This window comes from Paenibacillus sp. 2TAB23 (assembly GCF_052115165.1).
Taxonomy (GTDB): domain Bacteria; phylum Bacillota; class Bacilli; order Paenibacillales; family Paenibacillaceae; genus Pristimantibacillus.
Genome location: NZ_JBFRGD010000033.1, coordinates 25885 through 39978, shown reverse-complemented (window position 1 = coordinate 39978; position 14094 = coordinate 25885). Strand labels below are relative to the sequence as shown.

The following is a 14094-nucleotide window of genomic DNA, read 5'->3' as shown; positions in this document are numbered from 1 at the left end:
CATACCTCCTCTTCAAAACAAGAGGGTGAACCAGTTGCCTGATCCCCCCCGTATCGTTTTGTTCATATTATTTTAAACGCTTAATGCCATTGTTACTCAATGATGTTGTTTGCAGGATCTTTGACAAAAGCTTTCATTTCGTCCGTAACGGTAATCCCCTGTTCAGCTGCAGCTTTCATGTTGAAGATGAAATCAAGCTTTTGAGGGACAGTCACATTCATTTCACCTGGGTTTTTACCGTTTTTCAAAATTTCAACAGCCATTTGACCAACTTCATAACCGTGGTCATAATACTTGAAGCCGACTGCCGCAAACGCACCTTTTTCAACTGTATCGCGATCAGCTGAGAAGAAAGGAATTTTATTAGCGTTAGCTACTTCAATAATGGCATCTGCGCCAGTAACGACCATGTTGTCCAGCGTGATGTAGATGGCATCAACACGGCCAACCAATGAGTCAGCAGCCTGTTTAACATCAGAAGAGTTAGCAACAGAGGCTTTAATCAATTTAATATCGTGTTTAGCTAAAGCTTCTTCCGCAATCTTGCCCATTACTACCGCGTTTTGCTCGCCTTCATTTATAATGAGACCTACATTTTTTGTATTAGGGAATTGCGATGCAATGAAATCCATTGTTTGTGTGATAGCAGCAGGATTCGTATCCGAAGCTCCTGTAATATTGCCGCCTGGCGCTTCCAATTGCGTTACGATGCCTGCATCAATCGGATCTGTTACAGCAGCGAACAGCACAGGGATGTCCTTAACGTCATCAGCAAGCGCTTGTGCTGTAGGAGTTGCGATTCCTAGTGCTAGATCACTTTTGCCGTTCCCAATTTTTTGAGAAATCGTTTTAATATTAGTTGCATCGCCTTGCGCGTTGTTAAAGTCGATGGTTAGATTTTTTCCTTCTTCAAGGCCTGCATCTTTAAGTGCAGCTATAAAGCCCTCACGCGTAGCGTCCAATGAAGGATGTTCTACAATTTGTGAAATCGCTACAGTATAAGACTTTTCAGCTTCGCCGCCTGTGTTAGGCGCATTCGTGCTTGCATTTGTTTCTGATTCCGTTTTAGCCCCACAAGCTGCCGTCACGATCATTACAGAAGCCAATGCAATGCTGATCCAAAATTTTTTACTCATTCGTCTAAACCCCTCTCATCGTATAAATCCCTTGGTCATATGGCCCATTCGATATCGTGCATACACATCAAAGCAGTACTGCTTTCTCTCAGTAAAGTCAGCAGATTCAATTGTATATCGATTGTGAGTGGGACATAGACTACCTCTTTTAACTATTCCCTAATATTAAATGGCTGTAAGGTCTACCGTCAATCATTAGTTAGCTGTAAAGATTAAGTAATTTAATTCGTCTATTTATTTGTGAATGTCCTAAAAATCAAAAGCCCCCACCGAAGTGAGGGCTTTTTCTATTCATAGCGGCTAAGCCGCCATCAATTATTTTTGGATAGAAGCTACAGCGCCAGCGCCTACAGTACGGCCGCCTTCACGAATAGAGAAACGAGTTCCATCTTCTACAGCGATTGGAGCGATAAGCTCAACCGTTACAGTGATGTTGTCGCCAGGCATAACCATTTCAGTACCTTCTGGCAGGCTGATGATACCCGTTACGTCAGTTGTACGGAAGTAGAACTGTGGACGGTAGCCAGTGAAGAAAGGCTTGTGACGGCCACCCTCTTCTTTTGTAAGAACGTAGATTTGAGCTGTGAAGTTAGTGTGTGGTTTAACCGAACCCGGTTTAGCCAAAACTTGTCCACGCTCGATGTTGCTGCGGTCTACACCACGAAGCAATGCACCTACGTTGTCCCCTGCTTGAGCGGAGTCAAGCAATTTACGGAACATTTCAACGCCTGTTACTACGGATTTGCGGGACTCTTCAGCAAGACCGATAATTTCTACCTCGTCGCCGACTTTGATAACGCCACGCTCTACGCGACCTGTAGCAACTGTACCACGGCCAGTGATTGTGAATACGTCCTCGACAGGCATAAGGAAAGGCTTAGCTGTGTCGCGCTCAGGAGTTGGGATGTAAGTATCAACTTGCTCGAAAAGCTCGATGATTTTTTCAGCCCAAGGACCTTCTGGGTTTGCAAGAGCTTCACGAGCAGCTCCGCGGATGATTGGAGTGTCGTCGCCTGGGAACTCATACTCGGAAAGAAGGTCACGAACTTCCATTTCAACTAGCTCAAGAAGCTCTTCGTCTTCAACCATGTCGCATTTGTTCAAGAAAACAACGATGTAAGGTACGCCTACTTGTTTCGAAAGCAAGATGTGCTCACGAGTTTGTGGCATAGGACCGTCAGTAGCGGAAACTACAAGAATAGCTCCGTCCATTTGAGCAGCACCAGTGATCATGTTTTTTACATAGTCGGCGTGACCTGGGCAGTCAACGTGTGCGTAGTGACGAGCTGGCGTCTCATACTCAACGTGAGCTGTCGAGATCGTGATACCACGCTCGCGCTCTTCTGGAGCTTTATCGATTTGGTCGAATGCGATTGCTGCACCGCCGTATTTTTTGGAAAGTACAGTTGTGATAGCTGCAGTCAAAGTCGTTTTACCGTGGTCGACGTGACCGATAGTACCGATATTAACGTGCGGTTTGTTACGTTCAAATTTAGCCTTAGCCATTGAACTTGAGCCTCCTCAATATATCATGAATTTTTTTATGTGTGGGCCGGCATCAGGTTTGCAAGCAAACAAGCTGACGGCCAAAAGCAAATGGTTTGGAAGGACAAAAACAATTACTCGCCTTTGTTCTTAGCAATGATCTCTTCAGAGATCGATTTCGGAACTTCTTCATAATGAGAAAGCTCCATGGAGAATACGCCGCGTCCTTGTGTACCGGAACGTAATGTAGTGGAATAACCAAACATCTCGGAGAGAGGCACCTTGGAGCGGATAATTTGTGCACCTGCACGAGTATCCATACCTTCGATACGACCACGACGGGAGTTAAGCATACCCATAACATCGCCCATGTACTCTTCAGGAACAGTAACTTCTACTTTCATGATTGGCTCAAGAAGAACTGGCTTACATTTATCTTTGGCAGCTTTAAGCGCCATCGAACCTGCAATTTTAAACGCCATCTCCGAGGAGTCAACATCATGGTAAGATCCGTCTACTACAACAGCCTTGACATCAACGAGCGGGAAGCCGGCTACTACACCGTTCTTCATTGACTCTTCGATACCAGCCTGGATAGGAGCGATAAATTCACGAGGAATCGAACCGCCGACTGTTTTGTTTTCGAATATGAAGCCTGAACCTGGCTCAAGTGGTGAGAACTCAACCCAACAATGACCGAATTGACCTTTACCACCGGACTGACGAACGAACTTACCTTCAACCTTCGCAGCTTCACGGAACGTTTCACGGTAAGCAACTTGCGGTTTACCAACGTTAGTTTCAACTTTGAATTCGCGGAACATACGGTCAACGAGGATCTCAAGGTGAAGCTCACCCATACCAGAAATAATTGTCTGGTTAGTTTCTTCGTCCGTATGTGCGCGGAAGGTAGGATCTTCTTCTGCCAGCTTGGAAATAGCGATACCTAGTTTGTCTTGGTCAGCTTTCGTTTTTGGTTCGATAGCAACCGAGATAACCGGCTCAGGGAAGTTCATGGATTCGAGAATGATAATGTTCTTCTCGTCACAAAGAGTGTCCCCAGTCGTCGTATCTTTAAGTCCAACTGCTGCAGCGATATCGCCTGCATACACTTCTGAAATCTCTTGACGAGCGTTCGCGTGCATTTGAAGAATACGTCCAATCCGCTCACGTTTGCCCTTAGTTGAGTTAAGAACATAAGAACCGGATTTCAGAATTCCCGAGTATACACGGAAGAACGTCAATCTACCAACATAAGGATCCGTCATGATTTTGAATGCCAAAGCCGCGAACGGCTCTGTATCGGATGATGGACGTTCGCCTTCTTCGCCGTCTTCAGTTGTACCTTTAATAGCAGGTACATCAAGAGGAGATGGAAGGTAGTCTACAACCGCATCCAACATCAGTTGAACACCTTTGTTGCGGTAGGAAGATCCAACGATTACAGGGAAGATTTTAACTTCGCAAACACCTTTACGTAGCGCTGCTTTGATCTCTGGAATTGAAATTTCTTCGCCTTCCAGATATTTCATAGTCAGCTCTTCGTCAAGCTCTGCTACCTTTTCAATCAATTCCGTACGAAGCTCTTCCACTTGGTCAGCATACTCCGAAGGAATTTCAACCTCAATTGGATCTTTACCTGTGTCGTCTTTGTACTTATATGCTTTGCGTTCAACGATATCGATAACACCGACAAAATCTGACTCGGCGCCAATCGGAATTTGAATCGCAACAGCATTAGCTTGAAGACGCTCACGCATGTCTTTAATAACATTCAGAAAGTCAGCACCAATGATGTCCATCTTGTTGACGTATGCGATCCGCGGAACGTTGTAACGGTCTGCTTGACGCCATACTGTCTCAGATTGTGGCTCGACTCCTTCTTTCGCACTGAAAACTCCAACGGCCCCGTCCAATACGCGCAGGGAACGTTCAACTTCTACTGTGAAGTCAACGTGTCCCGGGGTGTCGATAATATTAATACGGTGTCCATCCCATTGAGCAGTTGTCGCGGCAGACGTTATCGTGATACCGCGCTCTTGTTCTTGTTCCATCCAGTCCATCGTCGCAGCACCTTCGTGCACTTCTCCGATTTTATGAGTACGGCCCGTGAAGAACAAAATCCGTTCAGTTGTAGTGGTTTTACCGGCATCAATATGCGCCATAATCCCGATGTTACGCGTATTGTTCAAGGAGAACTCTCTTGACATAAAATGGTCTCCTCTCGAATGTAAAGATTCTACCAGCGGTAGTGAGCAAACGCTTTGTTCGCTTCAGCCATTTTGTGAGTGTCTTCGCGCTTTTTAACAGCTGCGCCAGTGTTATTGGAAGCATCTGTGATTTCAGCAGCTAAACGCTCTTCCATCGTTTTCTCACCGCGGTTACGTGAGTAGTTCACGAGCCAACGGAGACCAAGTGCCGTACGGCGCTCTGGTTTAACTTCGATAGGCACTTGATAGTTTGCACCGCCGACACGGCGTGCTTTAACCTCAAGTACTGGCATAATATTTTTCAAAGCTGCTTCGAACACTTCCATCGGATCTTTACCCGTGCGTTCTTGAATCAGTTTGAAAGCATCATACAATAGCGTTTGTGCAACGCCTCTTTTACCGTCAAGCATAATGCGGTTGATTAGGCGCGTTACCAGCTTGCTGTTATACAGCGGATCTGGAAGCACATCGCGTTTCGTTACAGGACCTTTGCGTGGCATGAGAAAGTCCCCCTTTCTTCTAATAGTCGCTATTTCTAGCATTTCAATGACCCGTTAGGAATATTTTCAATATCCCTGCAAGGGTTTTACTTATGATTTTTTAACTTTCGGACGTTTCGTACCGTATTTCGAACGAGCTTGCATACGGTTGTTAACACCCGCAGTATCAAGCGCGCCGCGCACGATATGATAACGTACTCCTGCTAAGTCTTTTACTTTACCACCACGGATCAAAACAACGCTATGCTCTTGCAAGTTGTGTCCGATACCTGGAATGTAAGCCGTAACCTCTAAGCGGTTCGTCAAACGAACACGAGCATATTTACGAAGTGCGGAGTTCGGTTTCCTTGGAGTCATTGTACCTACACGAGTGCACACACCGCGTTTTTGAGGAGCGCTGATGTTAGTAGCTTCACGTTTCAATGCATTGAAACCTTTTTGCAATGCCGGCGATTTCGATTTAACGACTTTCGCTTGGCGTCCTTTACGGACTAGCTGGTTAATAGTTGGCATGTTGCCACCCCCTTCCCTATATTCATGTCTTTTGAGAATATAAGCATTTATAAATACATTTGTTTATAAATCAACTTATATTTCTTTTGCGCAACGAGCTCTTTCCACCAAAAGACGGCAACAGCCGTATACGCTGTATGGTAGACATTTTACCTAAAATTAAGCCCACAGATCCAGGCGGTTCATTAAAGAACAAACAAAAGTTCTCGCCAGTCAATCATCGTTAAATAATCAACTAACAAAAACGGATATTGCATTATTCTTCTTCGGTTACGAGCGCTGCCATCGCGGCCCCGATATCGATGCCGCAGGTTTCCCCAAGCTCATCCATCGTATCGATCCATTTCATTGGAACTCCCGTCCGCTCACATAGATGAACAATCTTCTCTTTCATCTGCGGATCTGCATCTCGTGCAACATAGACTTCAATCGCTCTTTCTTGCTCGAGCATCTTGGCAGTCTGCTTTGCGCCGACTTTGAATTGCATGGAAATCACCTTCAATTCTTCCATTCAGCGATCACACAATTAGGCACACTTCGATATAATAGCACCTACACCGTGATTGTGTCAAGGAACTTCAAGATAATCATTTGCAAACCAATTGATAATGAGTTTTACACTGTAAACATACAAAAGAGCGACCATCTTCCGCTTCCAAATAAAGCGGAAGATGTAACGCTCTTTATCTATGGTTTAGTATCCGGTTATTGAACGTAATCGGCAACCGTCTATTAATCGACAGTTACAGCTTCCGTTTCCAATTCCCCTTCAACTGCAGTAGTAGCTTCATCTTCTAGTCCAGCAAAGCGAATGTTACGGTATCGAGCCATTCCCGTACCTGCAGGAATCAACTTACCGATAATAACATTTTCCTTGAGTCCAAGCAACTGGTCAACTTTGCCTTTAATAGCCGCATCAGTCAATACACGAGTTGTTTCTTGGAAGGATGCCGCAGACAAGAATGAATCTGTCTCAAGCGATGCTTTCGTAATACCGAGCAAAACTGGTTTTGCAACAGCCGGCTCCAAATCCGCAAAGATCGCAGTGCGGTTCTGAGATTCATATTCATGAATGTCAACAAACGCGCCTGGAAGCAGAGTTGTACCGCCTGCGTCTACGATACGGATCTTCCGGAGCATTTGCTTAATCATGACTTCAACGTGCTTGTCATTGATTTCTACCCCTTGGTTCCGGTAAACGCGCTGTACTTCTTGCAAAATGTAGTTTTGAACGCCACGGATACCTTTGATGCGCAGCATATCTTTAGGGTCAATCGAACCATCCGTCAGCTCATCGCCGGCTTCGATTTGTTGACCTTGCGTTACGCGAATACGCGATCCATAGGTAACAGCATATACTTTCGATTCCGCTTCGCCTTGAACCTCGATTTCACGACGGTCCTTCGCTTCACGAATTTCTTTGATTACACCATCAAGCTCAGAAATAATTGCTTGACCTTTCGGATTACGCGCCTCAAACAACTCTTGAATACGCGGCAAACCTTGTGTGATATCATCGCCGGCAACGCCGCCCGTATGGAACGTACGCATCGTCAGCTGTGTTCCTGGTTCACCGATGGATTGTGCCGCGATAATGCCTACCGCTTCCCCAATCTCAACGTGCTTGCCAGTAGCAAGGTTACGGCCGTAACAGATCTTACATACGCCATGACGCGCGCGGCAGCTCAGTACGGAACGAATTTGCAATTTTTCCACGCCAGCATCGATAATCGCATCTGCTTTATTGGAATCAATAAGCTCGCTGCGGTTAACAATGATTTCGCCAGTTTTAGGGTTACGAACGGTTTCGAACGCATAGCGGCCTTCAATACGGTCATAAAGATCTTCAATAACCTCTTTACCGTCTTGAATTTTGCTTACGGAGAAGCCTTTATCCGTACCGCAATCTTCTTCACGCACGATAACGTCTTGTGCTACGTCGACAAGTCGACGAGTCAGGTAACCGGAATCGGCAGTCCGAAGTGCTGTATCCGCCAAACCTTTACGCGCTCCGTGAGTCGAGATAAAGTACTCGAGTACCGTTAGGCCTTCACGGAAGTTCGATTTGATTGGCAACTCGATAATACGGCCGGATGGATTGGCCATCAGACCACGCATACCGCCGAGCTGTGTAATTTGTGATTTGTTACCCCGTGCTTTGGAGTCTACCATGAGCATAATGTTGTTGTAACGATCCATCGACTTCATAAGAACTTCGGTGATTTCGTCTTTACATTTGCTCCAAATGCTGATGATACGGTCATAACGCTCTTCGTTCGTAATCAAACCGCGACGGTATTGATTCATAACGGTAGATACCTTCTCATCGGAGCGCTTCATGATTTCGTCTTTTTCTACTGGGATGATAACGTCAGCAACGCCGATCGTAATACCAGCCTTAGTCGAGTACGTAAAGCCCAGCTGCTTAATGCGGTCAAGAAGCATCGCTGTAAGCGTCGTGTGGTATTGGCGGAAGCATTCTGCAATGACTAATGCAAGATAGTCCTTACCTACCGCACCTGGCGTGTCGATTGCATCCAAGAACTTAGGAAGATCGGCACCTTTTTCGTAGACGAAGTATTTGTCAGGTGTACCGTGCAGCAAATTCGTTTTCGTAGCTTCGTTGATGTAAGGGAAATCTTCAGGGAAAATCTCATTGAAGATTACTTTACCAACCGTTGTTACGAGTAGCGAGTTTTGCTGTTGCTCGGTGAAATTAACTTTTTTGAGCACGCGTACTGGAATGAAAATTCTCGCGTGCAAGGAAACGATACCACGTTGGTAAGCAGAGATTGCCTCGTTAATGGTACCGAATACGGAACCACTGCCTTTGGCTTCTTTGTTATCCATCGTCAAGTAGAAGCTTCCTAGAACCATATCCTGTGACGGAGTAACGACCGGTTTGCCGTCTTTCGGGTTAAGAATATTGCCTGATGCAAGCATCAGCAAGCGAGCTTCCGCTTGTGCTTCAGCAGACAACGGAACGTGAACGGCCATTTGGTCACCGTCGAAGTCAGCGTTGTATGCTGTACATACGAGCGGATGAAGCTTAATTGCACGGCCTTCTACTAGAATAGGCTCAAATGCTTGAATACCTAGTCTATGAAGCGTCGGGGCACGGTTAAGCAGTACCGGATGTTCTTTAATGACTTCCTCAAGAACGTCCCATACCTCAGGGCTTACGCGTTCAACTTTGCGCTTCGCGCTCTTGATGTTATGCGCCAAGCCTTTATTAACAAGCTCTTTCATAACGAAAGGCTTGAACAATTCTAGTGCCATTTCTTTCGGAAGACCGCACTGGAACATTTTCAAGTTTGGACCTACTACGATAACCGAACGACCAGAGTAGTCAACCCGTTTACCGAGCAAGTTCTGACGGAAACGTCCTTGCTTACCTTTCAGCATATGGCTGAGGGATTTAAGCGGGCGGTTACCAGGACCAGTTACGGGACGACCGCGACGACCATTATCGATCAATGCGTCAACCGCTTCCTGCAGCATCCGTTTTTCATTCTGAACGATGATGTCAGGAGCGCCTAGGTCTAGCAGTCTCTTCAGACGGTTATTACGGTTAATAACACGGCGATACAGATCATTAAGGTCGGATGTCGCGAAACGTCCGCCATCAAGCTGCACCATCGGACGAAGCTCAGGAGGAATGACAGGAAGCACGTCAAGGATCATCCATTCTGGCTCGTTGCCAGAGTTGCGGAATGCTTCTACGACTTCTAGACGCTTAATCGCACGGTTGCGGCGTTGGCCTTGAGCCGTACGCAGCTCTTCCTTCAGTTGCTCAAGCTCTTTATCAACGTCGATATCCTGCAAAAGCCTTTTGACAGCTTCGGCGCCCATACCAGCATGAAAACCATACCCGTATTTCTCCCGGTAGCTGCGATATTCTTTCTCCGAAAGGAGTTGTTTTTTCTCAAGCGGCGTATCACCTGGATCAGTAACCACATAGGAAGCGAAGTAAATGATCTCCTCGAGCGAACGAGGCGACATATCCAGCGCAAGACCCATACGGCTTGGAATCCCTTTGAAATACCAAATGTGGGAAACTGGCGCAGCCAGTTCAATGTGACCCATACGCTCGCGACGTACTTTCGCGCGGGTTACTTCTACGCCACAGCGATCACAAACGACACCTTTATAGCGTACCCGTTTATATTTGCCGCAATGACATTCCCAGTCTTTTGTAGGTCCAAAAATTTTCTCGCAGAAGAGACCTTCCTTCTCCGGCTTTAAGGTCCTATAGTTGATCGTCTCCGGTTTCTTAACTTCTCCGCGGGACCACGAGCGAATTTTATCCGGCGAAGCCAGACCGATTTTCATATACTCGAAGTTGTTCACGTCCAACAAGGAGCAACCCTCCTCCGTCATGTATGACAATGTCTATCTAATCAGCTAGATTCCGTCATAGGCGCGTGACCATGCGACGGAATCCAGCAACTAGTTTATTCAGTAGCAGCGCCGACCTCGGCACCTTCTATATTGAGGTTGAGCTTATCGCCTGTAGCCTCGTCTTCATCGTCCATTTCTTTCATTTCGATCTCTTCTTCGTTCTCGGACAGAATTTTAACATCCATACCCAAGCTTTGAAGCTCTTTGATCAAAACTTTGAACGATTCAGGAACGCCTGGTTCTGGAACATTCTCGCCTTTGACGATTGACTCGTACGTTTTGACACGACCAACCACGTCATCGGATTTCACCGTCAATATTTCTTGAAGCGTGTACGCAGCGCCATATGCCTCAAGCGCCCATACCTCCATCTCCCCGAAACGTTGTCCGCCGAATTGAGCTTTACCACCGAGCGGTTGTTGCGTAACGAGCGAGTAAGGTCCAGTTGAACGGGCATGAATTTTATCATCGACCATGTGCGCCAGTTTGATCATATACATGACCCCAACTGTAACTTCACGTTCGAAGTTTTCTCCTGTCCGTCCATCATACAGTACGGTTTTACCGTTACGCTGCATGCCTGCTTCTTCCATCGTATCGAAAACGTCATTCTCGCGCGCACCATCGAATACCGGTGTTGCAGCATGAATGCCAAGATGCTTACAAGCCATACCTAAGTGAACTTCAAGTGCCTGACCGATATTCATCCGCGACGGAACGCCGAGCGGGTTAAGAACAACCTCAACTGGGGTGCCATCTGGAAGGAATGGCATATCTTCTTCAGGCATGATACGAGCGATAACCCCTTTGTTACCATGACGGCCGGCCATTTTGTCGCCTTCGGAAATTTTCCGTTTTTGAGCAATGTAAGCACGAACCAACTGATTAACGCCTGGTGGGAGCTCGTCGCCGTTCTCACGAGTAAATACTTTTACATCAACAACGATACCGTCAGTACCATGCGGTACGCGGAGCGAAGTATCACGAACCTCACGAGCCTTCTCACCGAAGATCGCATGAAGCAAACGTTCTTCCGCAGTCAGCTCCGTCACACCCTTCGGTGTTACTTTACCAACTAGGATATCGCCAGCGCCGATCTCGGCACCGACACGAATGATTCCGCGCTCATCCAGGTTGCGAAGAGCTTCTTCGCCGACATTCGGAATATCGCGTGTAATTTCTTCCGGTCCAAGCTTCGTGTCACGAGCCTCGGACTCGTATTCCTCAATGTGAATTGATGTATAAACATCTTCTTTCACAAGCTTCTCGCTAAGCAGGATCGCATCCTCATAGTTGTAGCCTTCCCACGTCATGAATGCAACGACTACGTTGCGTCCAAGAGCCAATTCGCCTTTTTCAGTGGAAGGTCCATCTGCAAGGATATCACCTTTCTTGATCACATCGCCTTTACGAACTAGCGGGCGCTGATTGATGCACGTTCCTTGGTTTGAGCGCATAAACTTGTGTAGCTTATGTTTCACAAGGTCGCCAGTAACCGGCTTGCCATCGATTTGTTCAACGCGGCGAAGCCAGATCTCATTCGCGGACGAACGTTCAATTACACCGTCATGCTTCGCAACGATACAAACTCCTGAATCCTTAGCAGCTTTATGTTCCATCCCCGTACCAACAAGTGGTGATCTTGGGATAAGAAGCGGAACCGCTTGACGTTGCATGTTCGATCCCATGAGGGCACGGTTGGAGTCATCGTTTTCCAGGAACGGAATCAACGCTGTCGCAACAGATACTACCTGCTTAGGAGATACGTCCATATAGTCAACGCGATCGCTAGGCATGGTCAGAATGTTATCGGCTTGCTTGTTGTAACGAACGATCGTGTTTTCTTCGGCAAACTTGTCTTCTGAAGTCAGCTTCGCATTCGCTTGCGCGATTACGTAGTTATCTTCCTCATCGGCAGTCAAGTATGCGATTTGCTCAGTTACAATTCCTGTTTTCGGATCAACCCATCGGTATGGCGCCTCAATGAAGCCATATTCGTTAATGCGGGCGAAAGATGACAAGGAGTTGATCAAACCGATATTCGGTCCCTCAGGCGTCTCGATTGGACACATCCGCCCATAATGGGAGTGATGGACGTCACGCACTTCAAAGCCCGCGCGTTCCCGAGTCAAACCACCGGGTCCGAGTGCAGATAGACGACGTTTATGTGTCAATTCAGCAAGCGGATTCGTTTGGTCCATAAACTGGGACAGCTGCGAGGAGCCGAAGAACTCTTTTATAGATGCAATAACCGGTCGAATGTTGATTAGCGCTTGCGGCGTAATCGCATTCGCGTCTTGAATGGACATTCTCTCGCGCACAACGCGCTCCATGCGAGACAAACCGATACGGAATTGATTTTGAAGCAGCTCGCCTACCGAACGCAGACGACGGTTACCAAGATGATCGATATCATCTGTGCTTCCTACGCCGTGCAGCAGGTTAATAAAGTAGTTAATGGAAGAAATGATATCCGCAGGCGTAATATGCTTAACGGATTTATCAATAATGCCATTGGCGATTACTTTAATTACTTTGCTTTCGTCATATGGCGAGAATACGCTGATCGTTTGTAGAGGAATACTATCAGCATCCAATACGCCGTTTGCAACGTGGTAAGTCTTGAAGCCAACATCCTTCTCAAGCTTCTCGAGAATCTCATCAAGCAAGCGGCGGTCAATCATTTGTCCCGATTCAGCGATAATTTCGCCTGTTGTAGGGTCAACTAGATTTTCCGCAAGCCGCTGATTAAACAAACGGTTCTTGATATGGAGCTTTTTGTTTATTTTGTAACGGCCTACATTGGCCAAATCATAACGTTTCGGGTCAAAGAAGCGAGCCACAAGCAAGCTCTTCGCATTGTCCAAAGTCGGAGGCTCGCCTGGACGAAGACGCTCATAAATTTCAATCAGCGCTTTCTCCGTGGAATCCGTATTATCTTTGTCAAGCGTGTTGCGAATGTACTCATCATGTCCCAGCAGTTCAAGAATTTCAGCGTCAGTACCGAAACCTAACGAACGCAAAAGCACCGTTACCGGGATCTTCCGGGTCCGGTCAATACGTACGTAGATGATATCCTTCGCATCTGTTTCAAGCTCAAGCCAAGCGCCGCGGTTAGGAATAACCGTAGCCGTGTAGTTTTTCTTCCCGTTTTTATCGACCTTCGTGCTGAAGTACACACTCGGGGATCGAACCAATTGGCTAACTATGACACGCTCAGCCCCGTTTATAATAAACGTGCCAGTCTCTGTCATAAGCGGGAAATCACCCATGAAAACTTCTTGTTCCTTTACTTCGCCGGTCTCCTTATTGAAAAGTCGTACCTTAACGCGTAAAGGAGCCGCATACGTCACGTCGCGCTCTTTTGATTCATCGACCGAATATTTCGGTTCGCCTAAGCTATAGTCGATAAACTCAAGCGATAGATTGCCCGTAAAGTCCGAAATCGGAGAAATGTCTTGAAACAGTTCAATTAGATCGCTGTCCAAAAACTTCTCATACGATTTTTGTTGGATTTCAATCAGGTTCGGGACTTCCAGCACCTCGTTGATCCTGGCGTAGCTTCTGCGCGCGCGCCGACCATACTGAACAAGTTGTCCTGCCAACTTAACCTCACCCCTCATGTCTGTATCACAGCATCGATAATCACTGCGTCACTATAAACGGACCAGCCGCCTATATAGTCAAATAAAGAAAAGCCCTTATCGAATAGTTCGAAAAAAGAGCATGTTCCGGCAGTTAACCAATCACAGCGCGGCCGTGATCGTCTCATATCAAATAATTTTGCCCAAAACGTAAACATTATACGTCAAACGTGTAAAACTTATGCATTCCGCGCTTTAAATTTAC

Annotated in this window: 8 protein-coding genes; all 8 read right to left on the bottom strand. The window is 46.6% G+C overall.

Annotation, left to right across the window (positions count from 1 at the left end; translation table 11 throughout):
• Nucleotides 1–92: 92 nt before the first annotated feature.
• The 8 genes from AB4Z29_RS29665 to rpoB all read right to left on the bottom strand — a co-directional run bounded on the left by AB4Z29_RS29665 (nt 93) and on the right by rpoB (nt 13850).
• Entirely contained in the window at nt 93–1136 is a 1044-nt protein-coding gene (locus tag AB4Z29_RS29665; protein WP_441946544.1) for an ABC transporter substrate-binding protein, read from the bottom strand.
• A 315-nt stretch (nt 1137–1451) separates the two neighbouring features.
• A complete protein-coding gene (gene tuf / locus AB4Z29_RS29660; protein ID WP_138756290.1) occupies nt 1452–2642 on the bottom strand; it encodes an elongation factor Tu in 1191 nt (396 codons plus the stop codon).
• Nucleotides 2643–2755: 113 nt separating this feature from the next.
• Nucleotides 2756–4831 carry an elongation factor G gene (gene fusA / locus AB4Z29_RS29655; protein WP_441946543.1) on the bottom strand — a complete coding sequence of 692 codons (2076 nt, stop codon included), beginning with the start codon at nt 4829–4831 and terminating at the stop codon, nt 2756–2758.
• Nucleotides 4832–4860: 29 nt separating this feature from the next.
• Nucleotides 4861–5331 carry a 30S ribosomal protein S7 gene (gene rpsG / locus AB4Z29_RS29650; protein WP_028609662.1) on the bottom strand — a complete coding sequence of 157 codons (471 nt, stop codon included), beginning with the start codon at nt 5329–5331 and terminating at the stop codon, nt 4861–4863.
• Between the two features lie 90 nt (nt 5332–5421).
• On the bottom strand, nt 5422–5844 hold the full coding sequence (rpsL, locus tag AB4Z29_RS29645; RefSeq protein ID WP_054025332.1) for a 30S ribosomal protein S12: 423 nt from the start codon (nt 5842–5844) through the stop codon (nt 5422–5424).
• Nucleotides 5845–6100: 256 nt separating this feature from the next.
• Entirely contained in the window at nt 6101–6331 is a 231-nt protein-coding gene (locus AB4Z29_RS29640; protein WP_441946542.1) for a ribosomal L7Ae/L30e/S12e/Gadd45 family protein, read from the bottom strand.
• A gap of 245 nt (nt 6332–6576) precedes the next feature.
• The gene (gene rpoC / locus AB4Z29_RS29635) at nt 6577–10203 is read right to left on the bottom strand and encodes a DNA-directed RNA polymerase subunit beta' (RefSeq protein WP_441946541.1); all 3627 of its coding nucleotides are present in this window, start codon (nt 10201–10203) and stop codon (nt 6577–6579) included.
• Nucleotides 10204–10298: 95 nt separating this feature from the next.
• Nucleotides 10299–13850 carry a DNA-directed RNA polymerase subunit beta gene (gene rpoB, locus AB4Z29_RS29630; protein ID WP_441946540.1) on the bottom strand — a complete coding sequence of 1184 codons (3552 nt, stop codon included), beginning with the start codon at nt 13848–13850 and terminating at the stop codon, nt 10299–10301.
• Nucleotides 13851–14094: the final 244 nt, after the last annotated feature.